At 65.7% G+C, this 22,969-nt stretch carries 17 protein-coding genes; 5 read left to right on the top strand and 12 right to left on the bottom strand.

What is annotated here, in order from left to right:
- Positions 1–11 precede the first annotated feature (11 nt).
- The 5 genes from adhP to H0P51_RS14145 form a co-directional block, all read right to left on the bottom strand.
- On the bottom strand, positions 12–1,070 hold the full coding sequence (gene adhP / locus H0P51_RS14125; protein WP_180918627.1) for an alcohol dehydrogenase AdhP: 1,059 nt from the start codon (positions 1,068–1,070) through the stop codon (positions 12–14).
- A gap of 41 nt (positions 1,071–1,111) precedes the next feature.
- The gene (gene exaC, locus H0P51_RS14130; RefSeq protein ID WP_180918628.1) at positions 1,112–2,635 is read right to left on the bottom strand and encodes an acetaldehyde dehydrogenase ExaC; all 1,524 of its coding nucleotides are present in this window, start codon (positions 2,633–2,635) and stop codon (positions 1,112–1,114) included.
- Positions 2,636–2,739: 104 nt separating this feature from the next.
- A complete protein-coding gene (locus H0P51_RS14135) occupies positions 2,740–4,044 on the bottom strand; it encodes a sigma-54-dependent transcriptional regulator family protein (RefSeq protein ID WP_246398678.1) in 1,305 nt (434 codons plus the stop codon).
- Positions 4,045–4,138: 94 nt separating this feature from the next.
- Positions 4,139–5,581, bottom strand: coding sequence for a WS/DGAT/MGAT family O-acyltransferase (locus H0P51_RS14140; RefSeq protein WP_180918629.1), 1,443 nt, complete (start codon positions 5,579–5,581; stop codon positions 4,139–4,141).
- A gap of 95 nt (positions 5,582–5,676) precedes the next feature.
- The gene (locus H0P51_RS14145; RefSeq protein ID WP_180913460.1) at positions 5,677–7,152 is read right to left on the bottom strand and encodes a PPE family protein; all 1,476 of its coding nucleotides are present in this window, start codon (positions 7,150–7,152) and stop codon (positions 5,677–5,679) included.
- Positions 7,153–7,429: 277 nt separating this feature from the next.
- On the opposite strand from H0P51_RS14145, the gene H0P51_RS14150 reads away from it, so the two are divergent.
- The 3 genes from H0P51_RS14150 to H0P51_RS14160 all read left to right on the top strand — a co-directional run bounded on the left by H0P51_RS14150 (position 7,430) and on the right by H0P51_RS14160 (position 11,681).
- Positions 7,430–7,918, top strand: a complete 489-nt coding sequence (locus H0P51_RS14150) for an SRPBCC family protein (RefSeq protein WP_180913461.1) — start codon at positions 7,430–7,432, stop codon at positions 7,916–7,918.
- Between the two features lie 78 nt (positions 7,919–7,996).
- Positions 7,997–10,342 carry a Tex family protein gene (locus tag H0P51_RS14155; protein ID WP_180913462.1) on the top strand — a complete coding sequence of 782 codons (2,346 nt, stop codon included), beginning with the start codon at positions 7,997–7,999 and terminating at the stop codon, positions 10,340–10,342.
- Between the two features lie 43 nt (positions 10,343–10,385).
- Complete coding sequence (locus tag H0P51_RS14160) at positions 10,386–11,681, top strand: acyltransferase family protein (protein ID WP_180913463.1); 1,296 nt, start codon at positions 10,386–10,388, stop codon at positions 11,679–11,681.
- On the opposite strand, the gene H0P51_RS14165 is transcribed toward H0P51_RS14160, so the two are convergent.
- From H0P51_RS14165 to glgX, 6 genes are all read right to left on the bottom strand, one after another.
- The gene (locus tag H0P51_RS14165) at positions 11,678–12,118 is read right to left on the bottom strand and encodes a nuclear transport factor 2 family protein (RefSeq protein WP_180913464.1); all 441 of its coding nucleotides are present in this window, start codon (positions 12,116–12,118) and stop codon (positions 11,678–11,680) included. The genes H0P51_RS14160 and H0P51_RS14165 overlap by 4 nt on opposite strands.
- Positions 12,119–12,130: 12 nt before the next feature.
- The gene (locus tag H0P51_RS14170; protein ID WP_180913465.1) at positions 12,131–13,255 is read right to left on the bottom strand and encodes an FAD-dependent oxidoreductase; all 1,125 of its coding nucleotides are present in this window, start codon (positions 13,253–13,255) and stop codon (positions 12,131–12,133) included.
- Complete coding sequence (locus tag H0P51_RS14175) at positions 13,252–14,145, bottom strand: DUF1295 domain-containing protein (RefSeq protein WP_180913466.1); 894 nt, start codon at positions 14,143–14,145, stop codon at positions 13,252–13,254. The genes H0P51_RS14170 and H0P51_RS14175 overlap by 4 nt, the downstream gene beginning before the upstream one ends.
- A gap of 145 nt (positions 14,146–14,290) precedes the next feature.
- A complete protein-coding gene (locus H0P51_RS14180; RefSeq protein WP_180913467.1) occupies positions 14,291–14,566 on the bottom strand; it encodes a DUF4235 domain-containing protein in 276 nt (91 codons plus the stop codon).
- Positions 14,567–14,643: 77 nt separating this feature from the next.
- The gene (locus tag H0P51_RS14185) at positions 14,644–15,798 is read right to left on the bottom strand and encodes an NAD(P)/FAD-dependent oxidoreductase (RefSeq protein WP_246397956.1); all 1,155 of its coding nucleotides are present in this window, start codon (positions 15,796–15,798) and stop codon (positions 14,644–14,646) included.
- Between the two features lie 43 nt (positions 15,799–15,841).
- Positions 15,842–18,004, bottom strand: a complete 2,163-nt coding sequence (gene glgX, locus H0P51_RS14190) for a glycogen debranching protein GlgX (protein ID WP_180913469.1) — start codon at positions 18,002–18,004, stop codon at positions 15,842–15,844.
- Positions 18,005–18,330: 326 nt separating this feature from the next.
- Here glgX and H0P51_RS14195 point away from each other — a divergent pair, with 326 nt between their 5' ends.
- A complete protein-coding gene (locus H0P51_RS14195; protein WP_180913470.1) occupies positions 18,331–19,824 on the top strand; it encodes a glycoside hydrolase family 183 protein in 1,494 nt (497 codons plus the stop codon).
- 19 nt (positions 19,825–19,843) lie between these two features.
- Here the strand turns inward: H0P51_RS14195 and H0P51_RS14200 are convergent, their stop codons facing one another.
- A complete protein-coding gene (locus H0P51_RS14200; RefSeq protein ID WP_180913471.1) occupies positions 19,844–20,680 on the bottom strand; it encodes an SDR family NAD(P)-dependent oxidoreductase in 837 nt (278 codons plus the stop codon).
- Positions 20,681–20,805: 125 nt separating this feature from the next.
- On the opposite strand from H0P51_RS14200, the gene H0P51_RS14205 reads away from it, so the two are divergent.
- Entirely contained in the window at positions 20,806–22,950 is a 2,145-nt protein-coding gene (locus tag H0P51_RS14205) for a molybdopterin-dependent oxidoreductase (protein ID WP_246398808.1), read from the top strand.
- The last annotated feature ends 19 nt before the right edge of the window (positions 22,951–22,969 follow it).

Consider the following 22,969-nt stretch of genomic DNA (forward strand, 5'->3'; position numbering starts at 1 on the left):
CACGTCGGGTCTCACCGATAATCGATGACCACGCGGCCGTCGATCCGACCCCGCTGCATCTGGTCGAATACGTTGTTGATTTGGTCGAGCCTGGCGCTGGCTACGGTGGGGCGGATCAGACCGCGAGAATAGAAGTCCAGCGCCTCTGCCATGTCCTGCCGGGTACCGACGATCGAGCCACGAATCGTGAGGCCCTTCAACACAATGTCGAAAATCGGCGCGGGGAAGTCGCCGGGTGGAAGGCCGTTGAACACGATAGTGCCGCCTCGGCGGGTCAGCCCGATCGCTTGGCCGAACGCCTCTGGATGTACCGCGGTGACCAGCACCCCGTGCACGCCGCCGGTAGCCCGCTGCACCGTGGCGACAACATCACAATCCCGCGCATTGACGGTTACCTCGGCGCCCAGGTTGCTCGCCAGCGCGAGCTTGGAGTCGTCGACGTCGATAGCGACCACCCGCAGCCCCATCGCGCGGGCATACTGCACCGCGATATGGCCCAACCCGCCGATACCGGAGATCGCCACCCACTGACCCGGTCTGGTGTCGGTGACCTTGAGTCCCTTGTACACGGTGACGCCGGCGCACAGGATAGGCGCCACTTCCAGAGGGTCGGCATTGTCGGGGATGCGCGCGGCATAGGCCGCATTGACCAACATGTAGGTGCCGAAGCTGCCGTTGACGCTGTAGCCCCCGTTGCGTTGGCTCTCACACAGCGTTTCCCAACCGGTGCGGCAGTATTCGCAGCTCCCGCACGCCGACCAGAGCCAGGCATTGCCGACCTTATCGCCGATCTTCACGTCATCGACCCCGGGGCCGAGTGCGACGACGGTGCCGTATCCTTCGTGGCCAGGTATGAAGGGTGGTTGCGGCTTGACCGGCCAATCACCATGCGCCGCATGCAGATCGGTGTGACAGACCCCGGAGGTCTCGAGTTTGACCAGAGCTTCACCATACCCGGGGGTGGGTAGGTCGAGTTCTTCGATCTGCAGCGGTTGGCCGAATTCGGTGACGACGGCCGCGCGCATAGTATCGGTAGCCGAGGCGGCAGCGCTTGCCAGTGTCTGGGTCATGATGTCGATCCAATCGTGAAATATGTTGGTAGGAAGCGGGATCAGAAAAACCCTTGGGCTTTGTTGCGGTAGGAGACCAGCAGATTCTTGGTCTGCTGGTAATGCTCGAGCGCCATCTTGTGGCCTTCGCGGCCGAAACCGGACTGCTTGTACCCACCGAACGCCGAGTGCGGCGGATACGCGTGGTAGCAGTTGGTCCACACCCGTCCGGCTTTGATTTCCCGACCGGCGCGGTAGGCGGTGTTGCCGTCGCGGCTCCACACTCCCGCGCCCAACCCGTAGAGCGTGTCGTTGGCGATGTCCATGGCCTGGTCATAAGTGTCGAACGGGGTGACCGCAACGACGGGGCCAAAGATCTCTTCTTGGAAGACCCGCATCGTGTTGTTGCCGGCGAAGATGGTCGGCTGCATGTAGAAACCGCCGGACAGGTCGCCACCCAACTCGGCGCGCTCACCGCCAGTAATCACCTTGGCGCCCTCGCCCCTGCCGATCTCGATGTAGGACAAGATCTTTTCCAGCTGATCGTTGGAGGCCTGCGAACCCAGCATGGTCTGCGAATCCAGCGGGTCGCCCTGCCGGATAGCTTTGGTGCGAATGGCCGCCAGTTCCAGGAACTCGTCGTAGATGTCGGACTGAATCAGCGCCCGGGACGGACAGGTGCAAACCTCGCCCTGGTTGAGGGCGAACATGGTGAACCCTTCTAGCGCCTTGTCCTGGAAGTCGTCGCCAGCGGCCAGCACGTCGGAAAAGAAAATATTGGGGCTCTTGCCGCCGAGTTCGAGGGTCACCGGAATCAGGTTCTGCGACGCGTACTGCATGATCAGCCGACCGGTGGTGGTCTCGCCGGTAAAGGCGACCTTGGCGATGCGGTTGCTCGACGCCAGCGGCTTGCCCGCCTCGGCGCCAAAACCGTTGACGATGTTGACCACCCCGGGCGGCAACAGATCACCAATCAGCGACATCAGGTACAGAATCGAGGCCGGAGTCTGCTCGGCCGGCTTGAGCACCACCGCGTTTCCGGCCGCCAGCGCCGGAGCCAGCTTCCAGGCACCCATCAGGATCGGGAAATTCCACGGGATGATCTGGCCCACCACCCCGAGCGGTTCGTGGAAGTGATAGGCCACAGTGTCCTCGTCGATCTGCGACAGGGAACCCTCCTGGGCACGGATCGCAGCGGCGAAATACCGGAAGTGATCGGCGGCCAACGGGATATCGGCGGCAATGGCCTCCCGGATCGGTTTCCCGTTGTCCCACACCTCGGCGACGGCCAGCGCGGGCGTGTGCTCGTCAATGCGGTCAGCGATCTTGTTCAGGATCGCCGCCCGTTCGGCCGGAGCCGTCTTGCCCCACGCCGGGGCGGCGCCATGCGCCGCCTCGAGCGCCCTCTCGACATCGGTCTCATCGGACCGAGCGATCTCGCAGAACGACTGGCCCGTCACCGGCGTCGGGTTCTCGAAATATCTGCCCGCAGTCGGCGCCACCCAGTCGCCGCCGATGAAGTTCCCGTACCGCGATTCGTACGACATCAACGCATCCGGCGATCCCGGGCGTGCGTACAACGTCATTGTTGCCTCCTTCGGCCATCCGCTTGTGGACCCGAACTGTGTCGGACCTCACCAACGTTAGGCCGCTCAACGTTGCATCACAGTTGCACGGGAATCCGGGATCCTCAGGCCAATTCGAAGTCCAGGCCGGCCAGGTGACCAGTGGCCTCGGCACGTGCCGCCGGCGGCGCGTTGGCGCTGTCGCGCAGTGCCTCCCACCCTCGGCGGTCGTCTCGAGAATCAGGCAGCTCGAGCCAACGACGAAGTAATCCAACATCTTTGGATGCCATCACCGCGCTGCGCAAGCTCGTGCTGAGTTCGGTACGCAGTCGCGCGATCGCCGGTGACACCGACTGCCGCAGCAGCGGCCCGCGATAGTGCGAGAGTGCGGCGGCGGCGTTGCCGGCACGCAACGCGTCGAAGACGTCACCGAGGTCGCTAGTGATCTCGCCCAATAGCCGGTAGGGGCGTGACCCGATGACGTCGGCACCGATCACCTTGCGCAGCCGCGACATCTCTGCGCGGACGGTCACCACGTCCAAGTCGTTCTCGTCGAGCAGCACCGCCAGGTGATCTGCGCTCAAACCTTCCGGATGCCTACTCAACAGCGCAAGGATGTCGGCGTGTCGGCCGGTCAACGTGGTGCTGTGCCGCCGGCCATGTTCGTCGACGACCTGCCAGCGGGCGCGATCAGTACCCAACGCCACCAGCCTCGGTGCGTCGTCCTCGACGGGACTCGTCGCGGTCAGACGCAGTACCGCGAGGTGGTTCTCTACCGCTGCAACCGTGGCCCGAACCAGCGCCAACGTGTGCGGTAGCGCGACTTCGGGCCCACCCGTAACATCCACCGCGCCTAGCGCAGCACCGCTGAGGGGGTCGTGCACCGGGACCGCGGTGCAACTCCAGGGCTGGATGATCCGTGAGAAATGCTCGGAGCCGCCGATCTGCAGTTCGGTGTTCAGGGCCAGCGCCGTGCCGGGGGCATTGGTGCCGGCGGCGCGTTCGCTCCAGTCCGCGCCCGGCACGAAGTTCATCGCCTCGGCTTGGCGACAAGCCGTCCGGTCGCCTTCGACCCACAGCAGCGTGCCCTCTGCGCCGAAGATCGCCACCATGACGCCGGCTTCGACGGCGTCGTCCACCAGCAACCGCCGGATCACCGGCAGGGCCGGGCACAGCGGATGCGCCGTGCGCATCCGGGCCACGTCGACCGAGACTGCGGACGCCGGCGCTCCGTGCAGATCGGGGTCGACACCCTTGGCCAGACTGCGTTGCCAGCTTTCGGCGACAACGCGCCGCAGGCTGGACGACAAGAGAAAGGACGCGTCGACCTCACCCGCGACGAAGCGTTCATGCATGGTGCGCAGCGCCGACGACGGCATCCGGTTCGGCGGCCTACCGCTCGGCCTGACAGTGAAACTAAATGAACCCATCGCCGATCACGCTCCTGCACGTGGTCGCCACGATATACCTGTTCACGGCCCCCGAGGCAGGGTCGAACGGCCCGATTCTGCTCGGTGTGCAGCCTCAGCCCACGGCCGCGAGCAACTCGGTGAAGGCGCCGTCCATGCATTCGGCGTACTTCGCCGGGTCCGGCAGGGCGTCGCGGTCGGCAGTGGCGCTGATGCACAAAGTGCCGTTGTAGCTGGCGACCACGTGGCAGAGGTTCAGGCCACCGATCAACGGTCCCAGGCCCGCGGCGCGCAACAGGCGTGCGCCGCGAAAATAGATCGGTTCGGTGGGGCCCGGCACGTTGGTCACCGTGGTGTTCGCGACGGTGGGACCGGAGAATGGCAGCACGCTGGCTGCCTTGGCTGTCACGCCCAGCAGCACCGTAGGCAGCGTCGCCACCAGCTCGAGCACCTGGGTTCGGGTGGCGTGCTCTTCTTCGGACCGGCTCCGGGCAGTGGACTCGGCAATGACGGCTAACCGCCGCAGGGGATCTGCGATGTCGGTACCCAGAGCCTGCAACCGACCGAACAACATGTTGCCCTTGCCGCTAGTGTCGCCCGCGTCGCGCAGCGAGATCGGGCATGCGGCGACCAGCGACTCGTCGGGCAGTTCGCCGTGGCCGGCCAAGTACTGGCGCAGCGCTCCACCGACGTAGGCCAGTGCCACGTCATTGACAGTAGCTCCCGGCACACTCGCCTTGATGCGCTTGACGTCGGCCAGGTCGTGGAATCGGGCCTCAAAGACCCGGTGTGGCGAGACCGCTTGGTTGAACCGGGTTTTCGGCGGAAACAGCGTGTTTGCGGGTCGGCCGTCGGAAACTGATTTCAGCAGGCCGCCGACCAGTTTTCCGGGCATGCCCGCCAGAACACGGACCAGTTGCGGTGCACTCGACGCGACGACCCGGCCGGCCCGCACGGGGTGCAGCACGGCGTTGACCGCCGTCCGCGAGAGCAGCTCGGAGGCCGATGGCAGCGGCGCTGGACGCCACGGTCGGTCCGGCCCCGGCGGGCGGGGACTGTCGGCGGCCAAGTCGTGCAGCGCCGCAATCATCTGCACACTGGCCATGCCGTCGACCGCGCAGTGATGCAGCTTCAGCGCCAGGGCGAAGGAGCCTTTCGGCACACCCGGCACGGCGTTGAGACCTTCGATGACCGTGATCTCCCACGGCGGGCGGCGCAGGTCGACCTGCCGTGCGTGTAGTCGCGCCACCTGAATGCACAGTTGCCGCCAGTCTCCCGGCTGCGGCAGCCCGATGTGGCGGACGTGGTACTCCAGGTCGAAGTTCGGGTCGTCGACCCAGTAGGGCATATGCAGACCACCTGGCAGCTCGGTCAACCGCCGGCGAAAGACGTCCGCTAAGTGCAGCCTGGCGTCGAGCTCTTCCAGAATGCCCTTGAAGGTCACTTTTCCGCCGAGTGCCGTCGATGGGTCGTAGATCAGCAGCATCTGGATCTGCAGCGGTGTCGCGGGCCCCTCGGCCCGCAACATCATGTCGTCACTCCAACTCAGCTGCTGCAACGTGACCGCCCCTCGCCGTCGTGTCTCCCCGAAAGCGTAGGCGTCGACGTCACGACGTAGAGGCGTTTCGCCGGGCGATCAGTGACGTGCCTGGCTCAGTTCGCCGACGGTCTCGCACCGTCGGGGTCGCCGCCCCAGCTGCCCGGCATCATCGGAACGGTGGGTGCATCGGTGAACGAGTCGCCAGCAAGCGTGGTCAACCCGGCTGCCTCACGAACCCTGGATCTCATTGCGGTACCGGTGAATCCGAGTGGTCCGGCTCCGGCGTCCGACCCTGCGACGTCGTTATCCAGCTGTTCGTCCGGAGTCCAGTCCGGGGTGTCGTCGAGGGTGAGGTATTCGTCGCGGTAGCCGCGGTTCTTGACGTCGCCGCGTCGACGTCGACGGGCTTTGGCTCTGGCGCTGGCGGCTGCCGATGCGGCGCTGGCGGCGGTGATTCCAGATGCCGGTGCGCTCGCGCTGGCCCGGGTGCGTAGCGGCGGTCCCATGGTGGGCCCGGGCCCGGCACCGCCCACCAGATAGGCGAATCCCTGGAAGCCCGATGGCGGGGGAGCGGCCGCGGTGGCGGTAGCCGCCGGCGCCTGTGACGGCAGGCTGCTCGGTGTGGGCGGCACACCGGCGGTGGTCATAGCGGGGGTGACGCTGGCAACGGGGGTGACCTGTTGTTCGGCCGGCACCGGCGGGGCCTCGGCGACCAGCGCGGCGGGGACCTCGGAAGCGACCGAGATAGTGCAGAGCGCCAAGGCAAGCGGGATCACGCCGAAAGGTGCCGCGATCGCGTTGTAGATGGGTGTGCCCATCACGGCGAATGTTGCCGCGTAGAGGAACACATAGATCAGGGGCATCCAGGTGGTGACGGCGGCGACCGGGTTCGTTGCGAAGTCGGTGATCAGCCGGATGACCGTGCCGACCGGGTCGAGAATCAGCCCCTTAAGTGCTCGGTACATGCTGGTGAAGTGCTCGGACCAGGCCAGCAGCTCTTCGATCGGGTCGGTGGGCGGTGTGGTCGCGGGTTCGGCGGGTGCCGCTTCGGCGGCCAGAATGCGCGGTGACTGGTCCGTTGGTGTCGCGCTCGCGAGCGCGGACGACGAAACCGCTTGATAGACACTCATCGTCGTGGCGGCCTGGATCCACATCCGTACGTAGTCCGCTTCGTTGATGGCGATGGGGATGGTGTTGATCCCGAAGAAGTTCGTCGCGATCAGCACGCCGTGCATGGCATGGTTGGCCGCGAGCTCAGCCATGGTCGGCATCGCGGCGAGCGCCGCCGAATAGGCGCCAGCGGCCACCTCGTGTCGTGTGGCCGCACGCGCGCTGTCGGCACTCATTCGCGTCAGCCAGGCCAGATACGGCACATGGGCCGTGGCGTGGGCCGCGGCCGTCGGCCCCTGCCAGGAGCTGCCTTGAACGGCGGCCAAGGCGGCGGACAATTCCGCCGCGACGGCGGCGTATTCCGCGCCCAGCGCATTCCAAGCCGCGGCGGCAGCCAGCAACGATCCGGGACCCGCGCCGCTGCTCAGCAACGTCGAATGCACCTCGGGAGGTGCCGCCATCCAAACCGGAGCCGTCATGAGGCGCATTCAGCGAGCGTGCGAACCATCGGCTCATTTCCAAGATGCGGTCCACCAGGCGGAGCCAAGCCGGGCATCTCATCTCCTCAATTAGCTGCTCTAGCCGTCCACGAGAAAGTTAGTATTGCATAACCTCACTTACCAAGGAGGCGGATCGGTCGGCGGCAGGAACCTGAGGGATCCGAACTAGCTGACCAAGCTGATCGCCTGACTTCGAGCCGGTCGTACAGTGAGGGGCGGGCTCCCAGTGAGCCGTCCCCAATGGCTGCGAGGACCGATGAGCGACCGTATCGAGACCGATCGCACTATTGCGGCGCCGGCATCCGAGATTTTCGCGGTGCTGTGCGATCCGCAAGGCCACGTGGCTATCGACTCCTCGGGCATGCTGCAGGACGCTGACGGCGAGGCGGTGCGTGCGGTAGGCGACAGCTTCGTGGTGCATATGGATCGCGAGTCACTCAACGACTTTCCGCAGTTGGGCAAGTACGACGTCACAGTCGAGATCACCGAGTTTGAACAGGACCGGCTGATCGCGTGGACGATCCTCGGCCAGCTCCGGCCACAGATCGGTCACGTCTACGGCTACCGGCTGCGACCGGCGGACGATGGCGCGGGCACCGTAGTGACGTCGTTCTACGATTGGTCAAACATCGACCAACAGTGGCGCGACGCCGGAATTTTCCCGGTCATCTCCGAACTCGCGTTGCGCGCGACGTTGGGGATCCTGGACCGGACTGTCCGCCGCGGCTATCCGCGGGGTCGGTAGGCACACGAGCCGGAATCGTGAGGCTCGCCACGGCCGGAATGACCAGCGCTGTCGGCGGCGTTCGGTAGGGTCCTGCGCGTGACTCAAACAGCCACCACCAAACCCGTAAATGCCCGTCTCGCTGAGGAACTGGCGATCCGGCAGGCGCAGGTGGACGCCGCCGTGCGCCTACTCGACGAAGGCGCCACCGTCCCGTTCATCGCCCGCTACCGCAAGGAGGTCACTGGCAGTCTCGACGACGGGCAGCTACGGGCCCTGGAAGCCAGATTGCACTACGTGCGCGAACTCGACCAACGACGGTCCGCAGTGCTGGCGTCAATCGAGGAGCAGGGCAAGCTCACCGACACCTTGAAAGCCGCGCTGCTGGCCGCCGACAACAAGGCGCGCATAGAGGACATCTACTTGCCATACAAGCCCAAGCGGCGGACCAAGGCGCAGATCGCCCGGGAAGCGGGGCTCGAGCCGCTGGCCGACCGACTGCTTGCCGATCCCAACCTGGTTCCCGAGGACGCCGCGACCGATTTCACCGGCGACGAATTCCCCGATGTCGTCGACGTGGCTGCAGCACTCGAAGGTGCCCGGCACATCCTTGTAGAGCGAGTGGCCGAGGATGCCGAACTGGTCGGTGCCATCCGAGAATCCTTCTGGTCACGAGCGACACTGCGTACCTCGCCCTGGTCTGAAGAAACCGCGAAAAGTGCTGAAGCGCAGAAGTTTCGCGACTATTTCGCCTTCTCCGAAGCGGTGGAGAAGATGCCGTCGCACCGGGTCCTCGCGGTGTTGCGGGGCGAAAAAGAGAAGGTCCTGTCGTTCACCTTTGAGGCAGGTCAGGACGATGAGTACGAGGCGATGATCGCGCGCACGCTGGGCGTGACCCTGTCCTCGACGGCGCCCGCCACGCGGTGGCTGGCGGCCACCGTGAGCTTCGCGTGGCGCACCCGACTGATGTTCGCGGCGTCGGTCGACGCCCGGATGCGGTTGCGTCAACGCGCCGAAGCCGACGCCGTAGCCGTGTTCGCGCGAAACCTCAAGGACCTGCTGCTGGCCGCGCCGGCCGGCGCCCGCACCACCCTGGGCTTGGACCCTGGATTTCGCACCGGCGTGAAAGTGGCCGTTGTCGATGGCACGGGCAAAGTCCTGGACACCTGCGCCGTCTATCCGCATCAGCCTCAGCGGCAATGGGATTCGGCGAAGGCAACACTGGCCGCTCTGGTCCTGCGGCACGGCGTCGAGCTGATCGCCGTTGGCAACGGCACCGCCTCACGCGAGACCGACGCACTGGCGAACGAGCTGATCGCGGATATCCGCGTCGCTGGCAGCACAGCGAAAACCCCGGTCAAGGCGATGGTCAGCGAGGCCGGCGCGTCGGTCTACTCGGCGTCCGCCTACGCCGCACACGAGCTTCCCGAACTCGACGTGACACTGCGCGGTGCCGTGTCGATCGCGCGTCGCCTGCAGGACCCACTGGCCGAACTGGTCAAGATCGAACCCAAATCGATCGGAGTGGGGCAATACCAGCACGACGTGACGCCGGGCATCCTTGCCCGAAGTCTGGACGCGGTGGTCGAGGATGCGGTCAACGGCGTGGGGGTCGACCTGAACACCGCATCCGTGCCCCTGTTGGCGCGGGTGTCCGGTATCTCCGAATCCCTGGCGGAGTCGATCGTGGCCTACCGCGACCAAACCGGCCCGTTCCCCAACCGTCGCGCGCTGCTGAGCGTTCCGAGACTGGGCCCGAAGGCATTTGAGCAGTGCGCCGGTTTCCTGCGCATCCGCGGGGGCGACGATCCACTCGACGCCTCCGGCGTGCACCCCGAGGCGTACCCGGTCGTACGGCGCATCCTGGACCACTCTGGGATGGACCTGGCCGAGATCATCGGCGACGAGCGGACGCTGCGGAAACTTCACCCGGCCAATTTCGCCGACGATCGCTTCGGTGTCCCGACCGTGACCGACATCATTGCCGAACTGGAAAAACCGGGCCGCGACCCTCGGCCCGCGTTCAACTCCGCCAAATTCGCCGCCGGGGTCGAGAAGGTCGCGGACCTGCAGCCTGGGATGATTCTGGAGGGGGTGGTCACCAACGTGGCTGCGTTCGGCGCATTTGTGGACGTCGGAGTGCACCAGGACGGCCTCGTGCACGTTTCGGCGATGGCCGAGCGCTATGTCGCCGACCCGCACGAGGTCGTTCGCTCGGGGCAGGTGGTACGGGTGAAAGTGATGGAAGTCGACGTCGAACGCCAGCGGATCGGACTGAGCCTGCGCCTCGGCGACAATCCGCAACGGGACCGGCGTGGCGACCGTGACAACCCACGTCAGCAGCGCCGTCCGCAGCACACAGCTAGCCCCCGACCCCGCGACGCCCAGCCAGCAGGCGGTTCGAACTCGATGGCGCGGGCGTTGCGCGACGCAGGGTTCGGGTAGGACTACTCAATCGTCGCCGCCCGGTTTTGGGCATGCTGGTCGAATGCTTCTCGCCACCCTCAAACCCGGCGCGCCGTCCGACAACGCGACCCGGGAACGCGACCGAGCCGTCGACGTTGCACGACTGACCGCGTTGATCGTCGTCATGTTCGGGCATTGCGCACTACTGCTCGGCACTGTCGACTCCGATGGCGTACACATCGGGAACCTGCTCGGCGCTTTGCCGGAGCTTGCCCCGATCACCTGGCTGGTTCAGGTCATGCCGCTGTTCTTCCTGGCCGGAGGTGCCGCCGGTGCTTACGGCTGGCATCAGGGCACGGCGTGGGGTTCGTGGCTGTTCACCCGCGCGCAGCGACTGTGCCGACCGGTGTTCTGGTATCTCGCGGCGTGGGCGGCCGCGCTGGTAGTGGCCGGCAAGGCGCTCGGGGAGGAATCGGCGGCCGACCTCGGCCGCGAGTGTGTCGCGTTGCTGTGGTTTCTCGGCGTCTACCTGGTAGCCCTGGCTTTTGTGCCCGTGCTGACCCGGTTGCGTTCTGGACGCTCGATCGGGCTGGTGGTGGGCGGTCTCCTAGCGGCGGCGACTGCCGTCGACGGCATCCGGTTCACGGTCGGCACGGCGGAATCCGGTGTGGCGAACTTTCTGATCGTCTGGCTGATCCCTGTAGTGATCGGCGTCGGGTACGCGCGGGGTCTGATCAAGGTGGCCGCTGCGGTGTGGACAGCGGTCTGCGCGCTGGCCGCGCAAGTCGCCCTTGCCGTCGCCGGCTGCTATGAAGTGTCGTTGGTGGTCACCGGCGCCGAGCGGATGTCGAATGTGTCACCGCCGACGTTGCTGCTCGCGCTGCACTGCACGTGGATGTCGTGCGCATTCGTGGCAGCCGCTGGGGCGATCCGGCGCTGGGCGGCCCGGCCCCGGGTCTGGCGCGTCGTGGCAATGGGCAATGCGGGAGCGATGACGCTATATCTGTGGCACATTCCGGCCATCGCCGTCGCGGCTTTCGCCCTGAACGGATTCGGACTGGACGCCTACGACGTGCATGCGCCGGGGTTCTGGGAACTGCTGGCGCTGCGTGCCGTGGTGTTCGCCGGCGTCATGATCGTGACGTTCCGGCTGCTCTCACCGCTCGAACACCGTCGGCTGCCATGGTGGGACGCCCCGATTCACGCCACCGGTACGCGATCGAAAATGGCCGGTGCGCTGATTTGTGTCTCGGGTGTTGCGCTGGTGCTGCTGGCCAAGAACGGCCTGACGGGCGCCGACGGTTGGACGGCATTCGGGTGTTTCGTGGCGGCTGCGCTGGCTGCGCGGCTCAGCGCCGGCGCCCGTTCGGGCAGTTAGCTGCCGGCCATCGCCGAGTTGGGCGCGGCCCAATCGGTCGACACCGTGCGATGCTCGATCAACCATGCGTCGCCTTCGGGCACCAAGCTGTCGCGATAGCGCCCGATGTGGTCCAGGCCGACGTGGGTGACCACGGTGAAGTACGACGACACCCGGGCGCGCTGCGGAGTCAGTTCGGTGAATATCACGTTGGTCAGGATGTGTCGGACGATCGGTTTGACGTTCGCGCCCGCGGCCCCGACGTTGCCGGCTACGTTGCCCAGGAATCCCTCGATTGCGTCCCGCCCTTGAAGCGACTGCATCCCGCGGATCTCCAGGACACCGTCGGCGCGGAACGTCTGCGCGAGCGCCGCAACCCGCCCGGCGTCACCCGACCAGTTGTAACGCGCCAGAGTATCCCGAATCTGTTCGCGCGCAACGAGCTCCCACATCTCCACCGTTCACTCTCCTCAACCGAATGGCCGGTTCTCGCGTACCCCGCGGTACATGCCCCAGCGGACCACCCACGGCATCACCACCCGTTCTACCGCCCAGGGCGGAAAGCGGAACGCGTGCCCATTGGGGAAGAACACCTCCAGCCCGTCGGGCTGGATACCCACCAGCGAACCCCATCGTCGCGTGGGTGGCCGGAAGCTGCGCAGTGGGCGGCCAGCTAATGCGGCTCGAATGTTACGAGCCGCCAACGCATCTCCACGATTGCGGGCAGAGCTGCGCAGTGGGTCGGTGGCGGCGACGTCTCCGACGGCAAACACTTCGCGATGGCCGGGCACCCACAATTCAGGCGTGACCCGAACATACCCGTGTTCGTCAAGCAGGTCGGGCGGCAGCCAGCCGGTGTTCGGACGGACCCGCCCGATCGCCCAGAGCACGGCTTCGGCGACGGCCGGGCCCTGTCCGGTGCTCCACCGAACCGGATCGCTGGTGATCTCCTCACCGGTGAAGCTGTCGGGTATCAGGGCGCGATGCCCGGGGTGCAGGCCAATCCCCAGCTGGGCCGTCCGGGCGCGGACCCGCTCCCAGATGCGCGGGTGATACTCACCCAGCGGTCGTTCGCCGGGGAAGTACAGGTCGACTTGTTTGTCCGGCCAGGTGGTAGCCAGGTTGACGGCACTGCTCACCGCCGCCGCTCCGCCGCCGACGACGATCACCGATTTCGCGACGCCGAGTTGCTCGTGGTCGGCGTACAGTCGTGCGCCGACTTCGGCCGCCGACTGCAGCGTGGTGCGGCGCCAGAATCCGTTGCTGACTCCGGTCGAAATCACCAGCGCGTCATAGGGTTCGGTGATCGTGGTCCCGTCGCGGTCGCGGGCCAGCACGGCGCGACCATCCAGATCCAGTCCGGTCAGCTCGGCCTGCACCGTTCGCACCCCGTCCAGGCGCCGAAACCGGTCGAACGGAATCCAATAATCGCGAGCCCAGTCGTCGGGGCGGGCGAGGCGGACGCCGAGTTCCTGACCGCTGAGCAAGCCGGGTTTCACCGAGATCCCGACGACGTCTGCATGCGGGGCCAGCCGGATCGCAGTCAACAGACCGACGTCACCCAGTCCCGCTACGACGACGCGTTTGCGGCTCACGACGGCAGCCGCCGCGGCGGGCGCGGGACAAAACGCGGTACCCGGTCGACGATCTGTTGATAGTCGGGGCGGCGTTGCAGGCTGCGCGTCTCCATCATCGGGATACTGGCGCCGAGGAACATGGCCAACATGGCCAGCGCCCCGACGAACAGCCACCATCCGTCCGCGGGCGAGGCAGCCACCCCGAACAGTGCCAGGGCGAACCAGAAACTGAACTCCCCGAAGTAGTTTGGATGTCGCGACCAACTCCACAACCCACTGGCCAACGCATCGCCCGGGCGACGATTGGCAATGAACCGATGCAACTGGACGTCGGCGACGAATTCGATCGTTACCGCTCCAAGCCCAATCGCGAAAGCGACGACGGCAAGCCAGGTGACGCTCGGTCCGGGGTGGGTCACGCAGACGTAGACGGGGAGCATGGCTGCGAACACCTGCGCGGTCGGGACGAGGTGGATCGCGACCAGGTCGACGACGAATTCCCAGCGTCCGGCGCGCTCACGGAACATCGAGTAACGCCAGTCCTCGTGGTGCAGTCCGGGAAAGCCGTAGACCCAGTTGGCGGTCAACCGCACCGCCCACGCCGTGACTAGGACCGCAACCAGCCAGCAGCGCAACCAGTCGACGCCTGGCACAGCCTGGCTCCACCAGTAGAACGTCATCAGCGGCGGTATGACGCTCCAGTACGCGTCGTAGAAGCTGGAATTGCGATAGACCCTGCTGAATGTGAAAACGACCAGGGTGGCCAGCACGTCGGCGACGAAGGTGTCCAGCCATAGCCGGCCAGTGGTCGGTCCCCAAATTAGCCAAGCCCCCGCGACTCCTACCGCGATCAGGTAGGCCACGGTCACAATCGCCAGCGACCGAGCTTTGCTCACCGGCTGGGTCATAACTCCCGATTCAACTGTGCCGTCCGCATCAACTGTGCCACCGGGCTTTTCGCCGAGCTGACTTCATCCGGATCTCCTTGCGCACGGTCGCCGGATGCTCCGGTCGGCAAAACTGTAACACGTTCTATTGCTGTACCGGCGAGTGTCAGGGCATCGGAGATTCGTGCGTGACCGCCTGGTAGCCACGCGCGCCGACCCGATCGACCGCGGCCTTGACGACGCCGAAGATCAGACCCTGCAGGCCCGCGCCGATCAGTGCGGCGCGGGTGGAGTTGCTCAGGTCCCTAGGGTCCGGCGGGGCCTGTTCGTCGTCACCAAGTCGTTTCCATACCTGACTGAAGACCGCGCCGGCCAAGAGGCCGCCCGTGACGCTGGTGGCAATCGACAGCGGCATGTACAGGGCTTTGGACTTCGCGCTCATTGAAGATGTCCTCCGATGCTCTGATGTGGGCGACGCCGGTGCTGATACCCCGCAATCAACGGCCCGAATCCGGTCGGTTACCAGGTGCGAACGGGTGCCGGCCGGGATTCGGAAATCAGTCGCTCGCCGAGGTCGTAGTCGTCGTCACGGTTGAAGGTGAGGACGCCTGCGGTCGCGCCGCCGGACTCGTACCAGACGGTGAACCCGTCCGGATGGTCGATCAGCCGGCTGCGCTCGAAGCCGTCGCCCCACGCGTGGTACTTCAGGGTTGCTTCGCCGATCGTGGTCCAAAACCCAGGAACCGCATCCCATTTCGGCTGTTCGCCGGCGGCAGCAGCTCCCGCGATGGCACCCTGGTCGGTCGCGTCCTGCCAGTGCTCGACGGCTAGGTGGCGGCCGGCGACCGTGTGGCGCGCCAGTGCGAGGTCACCGGCCGCGTAAACCCCTTCGGCCGACGTGGCCATATCGGAGCCGACCACAACGCGGGCGTCACGTATGTTCAAGCCAGCGTCGGCGGCCAGGGCACTGCGGGGCGTGACGCCGGTAGCCGCCAGGACCAGGTCGCAGTCGATGGTGACCCCGTTGTCCAGTCGCACTCCCGCCTCGAAGATCTCGACGACACCGACCCCGCCCGCGTGTCGGGCGCCGGTGTCGCTGACCAGGTCCCTGAGCCGGGTGGCGGCGTCGGCGCCGAGCCGTCGCTCCTGCGGAAGTGGCTCGGGCGCAACCAGAGTCACCGCAACGTTGCACCGTGCCAGCGACGCCGCGGCCTCACAGCCAATGAAACCGGAACCGATCACCACCGCGGAGTCCGCGCCATGGGCTGCGGTACGCAGTGCGGTCGCGTCGGCCAGCGAACGCAACAGCAAGGCCCGGTGGCCGCCGGGGATTGGTGGTGGTTGGGGCGAAACGCCGCATGCCAGCACCAGAGTGTTGAACGGGTGTCTGCGACCGTTGATATGCACTGTCCGCTCGGCCAGGTCGAGCCGTTCGACCGCACAGTCGAGGTTCAACTCGATAGCGCGGTCGGTGAACCAATCCGCGGAATGCAGCGTTACGTCGTCGGTCTCGCCGCGAAGGTACTCCTTGCTCAGCGGCGGCCGCTCGTAGGGCACATCCGCGTCGGCGGTGAAGATCTGCACCCTAGAGTCCGAGTCGTGTTCGCGAAATGAAGCGGCCGCGGACACCCCGGCGGGGCCGCTACCGATGACGAGCAGTCCGAATTCAGGCACTTTCGAGTGGTACCCGGCCTGGCGGGGCTCAACCGGTTCGGCCTCAATCGGCATGCGTCTGCTGCAGCAGCAGCACCGCGCGGTCTTCGACCAAGATCTTGCCCTGTGGCACCAAGGCGTCCTGGTCGGTGAGCCGGCCGGTCGCGGTGGTGGTGTCGAGCACGGGGAGCCAGCCCGGCCCGAATTCATCAGGGGGAAGGACGAACTCGATCGGCTCGTGGTGAGCGTTGAAGCACAGCATGAAGGAGTCGTCGGTAATGCGTTGCCCGCGCGCGTCGGTGCCGGGAATGCCCAGGCCGTTGAGGAATACCGCGACCGACTTCCCGAACCCGGAGTCCCAGTCCTCGTCACTCATCTCCGATCCGTCTGGGCGGAACCACGAAATATCCGGTATGCCTTCGGAACCGCGGTGGCGAACGGGGGAGCCGGTGAAGAAGCGACGCCTGCGGAACACGGGGTGATCGGCGCGAATCGCGGCTACCGCACGAGCGAATTCGATGAGGTCGGTGTCGGCGTTCTCCCAGTCGATCCAGGTCAGCTCGGAGTCCTGGCAGAAACCGTTGTTGTTGCCGTTCTGAGTGCGGCCTAGCTCGTCACCGTGGCAGATCATTGGAACACCCTGCGACAGGATGTTTGTCGCCAGGAAGTTGCGCTGCTGCCGGGCGCGCAGCGCGTTGATCTCCGGGTCGTCGGTGGGGCCCTCGACGCCACAGTTCCACGACCGGTTGTGCGATTCGCCGTCGTTATTGTCTTCCTTATTGGCCTCGTTGTGTTTCTCGTTGTAAGAGACCAGGTCTCGCAGCGTGAAGCCGTCGTGCGCGGTAACGAAGTTGATCGAGGCCACCGGGCGTCGCGCGGTGTTTTCGTACAGGTCGGCCGAACCGGTGATGCGTGAGGCGAACTCGGACAGGATGGCATCCTCGCCACGCCAGAAGTCGCGAATAGTGTCGCGGTACTTACCGTTCCATTCCGTCCACTGCGGCGGGAAGTTGCCGACCTGGTATCCGCCCGGCCCGACATCCCACGGCTCGGCGATCAGCTTGACCTGGCTGACAATTGGATCCTGTTGCACAAGTTCGAAAAACGCCGACAACCGGTCCACGTCGTAGAACTCGCGCGCCAAGGTCGAGGCCAAGTCGAAGCGAAATCCGTCGACATGCATCTGGGTGACCCAATAGCGCAGCGAGTCCATGATCAGTTGCAGGGTGTGCGGATGCCCGACGTTAAGGCTGTTACCGGTGCCGGTGTAGTCCATGTAGTAGCGCTTGTCGTCGTCGACCAGGCGGTAATAGGCGGCGTTGTCGATGCCGCGCATCGACAGGGTGGGGCCCATGTGATTACCTTCGGCGGTGTGGTTGTAGACCACGTCGAGGATCACCTCGATGCCCGCTTCGTGCAGCGTTCGTACCATCGCCTTGAACTCTTGGACCTGGCTGCCGGGCGTGTCGGCCAGGGCGTACTTGGAGTCGGGTGCGAAGAACCCAATTGTGTTGTAGCCCCAGTAATTCGACAGTCCCTTTTCCAGGAGCGTCGAGTCGTTGGCGAAATGGTGCACCGGCATCAGCTCGATGGCGGTGACCCCGAGGTTGGTCAGATGCTCGATGATCGCCGGGTGTGCGATCGCGGAGTAGGTGCCGCGGCTGCGTTCTGGGATGTCGGGGTGGGTTTCGGTCAAACCTTTTACATGGGCTTCGTAGATGAGGCTGTCGGCGTATTCGTGGCCCGGTGGCCGGTCCACGCCCCAGTCGAAGTAGGGATTGATTACCACCGACTTGGGCATGCCGGCGGCCGAATCCTCGTCGTTGCGGCTATCGGGGTCGCCAAAGTTGTAGCTGAACAGCGGCTGCCCCCACTGGAAGGCGCCGTCGATCGCCTTCGAATACGGGTCCAGGAGCAGCTTGTTCGGATTGCAACGCTGACCGTTGGCGGGGTCATACGGGCCATGCACCCGGTACCCGTAGCGCTGGCCGGGTTGGACGCTGGGCAAAAAGCCGTGCCAGACGAAACCGTCGACCTCTGGCAAAGCGATCCTGCTTTCGGCTCCGCCGTCGTCGAACAGGCACAGATCGACCCGCTCGGCAACCTCGCTGAACACCGCGAAGTTGGTCCCGGATCCGTCGTAACTGGCGCCCAGCGGGTAGGCCTTGCCAGGCCAGACTTCCGGGCGGTCCCTATCGCCAGTCTGCGAACCGCCGTTGCTGACCACCGTGCCTCCTCGATCGTTCGTGCCCGAACCGAACCGCGCCCAAGCGTATATATCCAGCGCGAGGGCAGGCTAAGCATGAAATGGCTCTCAGTGCATCGGCGTCCGGCGTAGAAGTGTCCGGCCTACCTCGCCCATCGGGGACGAAATCGCCTGCGCACAGCTTCTTTTCGGTCTGCGGCTACCGGACCGGCCAACGGATGGATTGCGACACGGTCACGGACGCGTACCTATTGGCTGCCCACAGGTCACAAGCGTCCCATTGCTCACTATCGTCACATCAACCACTACGGACGTCAATTCGCGTCCGGGCTCTGGAGAGGTGTGACATGTCAGCGATTCCTCGCTTCGTCTCGGTATCGCTGGCAGCCGCGGCCGCTGTCGGTCTAATCCTGCCGATCGGCCTGGCGCCGGCAGCGAACGCGCTGCCATGCAGCGCGCCCGAGGCGAATGTTCCGCCCCCAGCGAACGCAGTGGTGACCAATCCGGGGGGCAAGGTGCTCGGCCCGCTGAACAAGCGGCCCCGCGGCGCGAACGACCGGGCGCCGCTGCCCCGGATCGGCCCGTTGCAGCGAATGCTGCAACCGGGTCAGCGATACTCTGCGCCGCTGCAACAGCAGGCGCGCGTGCCGGGCGCCAACCCCGCACCACCCGCTCCCACACCGCCGGCCGCAGGCCAGCAGCCGCAAGCCGCCCAGATGGCCCCGGAGGCTGCCGCCCCTCCGCCGAACCCGGCGCCCGAGCCAGCGGCCGCCCCACCCGGTGCGCCGGACGCGATGGGAGCACTCGGCGGCTCCAACACCTCGCTAGTCGAATGGGTGACCGGTCCCGACGGCCCCAACAAAACGCTGGAACGCTTCGGGATCTCCGGGACTGACTTGGGGATTCTCTGGGACAACGGCGATCCCGCCAACCATCAGGTGCTAATGGCCTTCGGCGACACCTTCGGGTACTGCGCCGTCAAGGGCGACCAATGGCGATACAACGTGCTCTTCCGAAGCAATGACCACGATCTGTCCCACGGAATGCACGTGGCCGCCGGTGACCCGTCCAACCGTTACGCCGGTTCGCCGACCCAGCAGCCGGGCTTCTCCCGGCAGGTGATCAACAGCATCAAGTACGCAAAGGAAGAGACCGGCATCATCCCGACCGCTGCCATCTCCGTCGGGAAAACCCAGTACATCAACTTCATGTCGATCAAGGACTGGGGCCGAGATGGGGAGTGGTGGACCAACTATTCCGGCATCGCGATGTCCACCGACAACGGCCAAACTTGGTCGGTGTATCCCGGCACCATCCGCGCCAACGGGCCCGACGCCGCGCGCGTCCCATACGTGGAAGGCAACGAGAACTTCCAGATGGGTGCCTACGTCAAGGGCAACGACGGCTACCTGTACTCGTTCGGCACACCGAATGGTCGCGGCGGTGCCGCGCACCTAACGCGCGTGCCGCAGCGGTTCATCCCGGATCTCACCAAATACGAGTACTGGAATGGTGATTCGAACTCCTGGGTGCCGAACAAACCGTCGGCGGCAACTCCCGTCATCCCTGGCCCAGTGGCGGAGATGTCGGCTCAATACAACACCTATCTCAAGCAGTACCTGGTGATGTACACCAACGGCGCCAACGACGTGGTGGCCAGGACCGCGCCGGCACCGCAGGGTCCCTACAGTCCCGAGCATCTGCTGGTGTCGAGCTTCCAGATGCCCGGTGGCATCTACGCGCCCATGATGCATCCCTGGACCACGGGCAAGGACGTCTACTTCAACCTGTCGCTGTGGTCGGCCTACGACGTGATGTTGATGCACACCACCTTGGGCTGAGTAACAGCCAGGACAACTGTCAGGCTTCGAAAGGGCGGTTCGTCCAATCCCGGTCCGCGCGTCGCGAGGTGCGGAACCAGCCGCCCGCTGCACCCGTGCCGCCGTCGGTCGCAATGGTATGGCCGGTGACGAACGCTGACAGGTCCGAGGCGAGAAACAGAATCACCCGGGCCTGGTCCTCGGGCACGCCCATCCGCCCGAGGGGAACCCACCGCGGCCACTTTGCCTGTTCCTCGGTGGACAGCCACCGCGAGTACGGCACCTGCAACGACTCGGTGACGTCTGGGCCTATCGCGTTCACCCGCACGCCGTCGCGGCCCACCTGGACCGCCAGGCTGCGGGTGAAGTGTATGACGGCGGCCTTGAAGGCGGCATAGACCGGATCCTCGGGGTAGCCGCGCAAGCCTTCCACCGACGAGACGTTGACGATCGCGCCCGACCGGCGGTCGATCATCGCCGGCAGGAATGCGCGGGTGACCAGGAAGACGTGGTGCAGGTTCACCCGGTACAGCTCGTCCCAGGACTGCGGGTCGGTGCTGACAAAGCTGCCGGGGTGCCGCACCCAGTGGCCCACGTTGTTCACCAGCACGTCCACCCTGCCGTGTCGTTCCAGCACCGCGGCCGCCAGCACGCCGACCTGCTCGTCGTCGCGGACATCGGCGACAACGGCCATCGCGGACCCGCCGGCGGCGCTGATCTCCTGCGCGGTCTGGCGGGCCCGTTCGGCGTCGATATCGGCGATCACCACGTGTGCCCCGTGTTGAGCGAACAGCCGAGAGGTTGCCGCGCCGATTCCACCACCGCCACCGGTGACAACACAGACGCGGTCTGGCAGCAGCGTGCCAAGGTGATCCATCCGGAAATTATGATTCGGCCGTCCCCGCATCACCACTTCCGATACTAACGGTAGCGTAATACAGTGGGTGGGTGAGCAGCCCCGAAGACGGCAGATACCTGCATACCTGCCCATTGTGCGAAGCCATGTGCGGCTTGCAAATTCGTATCCAGGACGGCAAGGTCGCCGGCATCCGTGGCAACCGCGACGACGTGTGGAGCCGTGGGCACATCTGCCCCAAGGGCGCCTCGCTAGGTGCCCTGCACGAAGACCCGGACCGAATCCGGCAGCCCATGGTCAAGGTTGACGGCGGTTGGCGGGAAGCCAGTTGGGATGAAGCGTTCAGGCGCTGTACCGAGTTGCTGGCGCCGGTGATTCAGAAATACGGCATCGGTGCCGTCACCGCCTACACCGGCAATCCACTGGCACATTCGTTCTCGCTGGCGCGCTACGCGGGCGTGTTGCTGGGAATGTCGGGGATGCCCGTCACCTATTCGCCCGGAACGGTCGACCAATGGCCCAAGAATCTATCGTCGCATCTGATGTACGGCGGCTGGTGGACCTTTCCGGTGCCAGACGTCGCCCGAACCGACCTGCTGGTGATCATGGGCGCCAACCCCGCGGCGTCGCAGGGTTCGCTGCTGGCCGCTCCCAACGTGATGGGGCTGATCGGCGCGATTCGCAAGCGCGGCAAGGTGATCGTGATTGACCCGGTGCGCACCCAGACCGCCGCGCACGCCGACGAGTGGCTGCCGATCGTGCCGGGCACCGACGCGGCGCTGCTGCTGGCGGTCGCTCAGACGCTGTTCGCCGAGGGTCTGGTTAAACCAGCTCCGCACGTCGAGGGTCTCGAAACGATGCGCGCTGTCGCCGCAGACTGGCCGCCGAGCCGGGTCAGTGCCGTCACAGGGATCGGCGAAGACCGAATCCGCAACCTCGCCCGCGAACTCGCTGGCACCGACAGGTCGGTTCTTTACGGGCGAATCGGTTTGTGCAATCAGGAGTTCGGCAGCCTGGCCAGCTGGCTGGTCGACGTCATCAACATCTTGACCGGTCATTTCGACACCCCGGGCGGCGCGATGTTCCCGCGACCCGCGGCGTGGTCGATCACCACGCAGCCGTTGCCCGGACTCGAGGGCGGGGTCCCGGAATTCGGCCGCTGGCACACGCGGGTTCGCGGAGCGAAAGAAGTGCTCGGCCAGGTGCCGGTGTCATGCATGGTCGAGGAAATCGCCACACCGGGGGAGGGGCAGCTCAAGGCGCTGATCACCATCGCCGGCAATCCGGTGTTGTCTTCGCCCGGCGGCGACCAGCTCGACGAAGCTCTGCCGATGCTGGAAGCCATGATTTCCGTTGACAATTGGCTCAACGAGACCACCCGGCACGCCGACGTGATTTTGCCCGGGCTGTCACCATTCGAGCAACCGCACCACGACGACCTAGTACTGCAATTCGCAATCCGCAGTTTCGCCAACTACTCCAGACCGGTGTTCGATCCGGGCGACCGGCCGCACGAGTGGGAGATCCTGATCCGACTCACAGGCCTGTGCACCGGCACTCCCGCCGAGGAGGTCGACGTCGCCGCGATCGACGACGGATTCTTCGACTATCTGGCCTTCACCCAGGGACTCGACGGGGCGGCGATCCGCGCGCTGTACCCGCACGGCGGCCCGGAGCGGATGCTGGACCTCACGCTGCGGACGGGACCGTTCGGGGACAGATACGGCGAGAATCCCGGTGGGCTGACGCTGGACCTGCTCAAGGCGAACCCCAATGGAATCGACTTCGGGCCGATGGTGCCGCAGCTGCCCGACATCCTTGGCACGCCGGACAAAAAGATCCAACTCGCGCCCCCGTACCTGATCGACGATCTCGCGCGACTGGCCGCGCGGATGGAGCGACGTGCCGACCCGCTGGTCCTGGTAAACCGAAGGCACCTGCGCTCCAACAACTCCTGGCTACACAACGTGCCAGCATTGATGAAGGGCAAAGACCGCTGCACCCTGCTGATGCATCCTGAGGACGCGGCACGCTGTCGCGTCGACGACAGCGACATCGTCACGGTGAAATCGGAAGTTGGTGAGATCAAGGTCCCCGTCGAGGTCACCGATGCGATCAGACCGGGCGTCGTGTCCATGCCGCACGGGTGGGGTCACGGCAAGCCAGGCACCCGGATGTCAGTGGCGAATAGTTCGCCCGGCTGCAATACCAACGTGCTGTCCCCGCCGGAGTTCGTTGACGAGCCCTCGGGTAACGGCGTCCTCAACGGAATTCCGGTGACAGTCAGCTGAGCCCTCTCGATGACCGCGC

The sequence above is a fragment of the Mycobacterium vicinigordonae genome (assembly GCF_013466425.1).
GTDB classification, from domain to species: Bacteria; Actinomycetota; Actinomycetes; order Mycobacteriales; family Mycobacteriaceae; genus Mycobacterium; species Mycobacterium vicinigordonae.

Excerpts from the sequence above, each read along its gene's own strand:
- H0P51_RS14195 (WP_180913470.1), top strand. The coding sequence starts at position 18,331 with ATGTCAGCGATTCCTCGCTTCGTCTCGGTATCGCTGGCAGCCGCGGCC.
- H0P51_RS14135 (WP_246398678.1), bottom strand. The coding sequence starts at position 4,044 with ATGGGTTCATTTAGTTTCACTGTCAGGCCGAGCGGTAGGCCGCCGAAC.
- exaC (WP_180918628.1), bottom strand. The coding sequence starts at position 2,635 with ATGACGTTGTACGCACGCCCGGGATCGCCGGATGCGTTGATGTCGTAC.
- H0P51_RS14200 (WP_180913471.1), bottom strand. The coding sequence starts at position 20,680 with ATGGATCACCTTGGCACGCTGCTGCCAGACCGCGTCTGTGTTGTCACC.
- H0P51_RS14205 (WP_246398808.1), top strand. The coding sequence starts at position 20,806 with ATGTGCGGCTTGCAAATTCGTATCCAGGACGGCAAGGTCGCCGGCATC.
- H0P51_RS14150 (WP_180913461.1), top strand. The coding sequence starts at position 7,430 with ATGAGCGACCGTATCGAGACCGATCGCACTATTGCGGCGCCGGCATCC.
- adhP (WP_180918627.1), bottom strand. The coding sequence starts at position 1,070 with ATGACCCAGACACTGGCAAGCGCTGCCGCCTCGGCTACCGATACTATG.
- H0P51_RS14145 (WP_180913460.1), bottom strand. The coding sequence starts at position 7,152 with ATGACGGCTCCGGTTTGGATGGCGGCACCTCCCGAGGTGCATTCGACG.
- H0P51_RS14160 (WP_180913463.1), top strand. The coding sequence starts at position 10,386 with ATGCTTCTCGCCACCCTCAAACCCGGCGCGCCGTCCGACAACGCGACC.
- H0P51_RS14175 (WP_180913466.1), bottom strand. The coding sequence starts at position 14,145 with ATGACCCAGCCGGTGAGCAAAGCTCGGTCGCTGGCGATTGTGACCGTG.
- H0P51_RS14180 (WP_180913467.1), bottom strand. The coding sequence starts at position 14,566 with ATGAGCGCGAAGTCCAAAGCCCTGTACATGCCGCTGTCGATTGCCACC.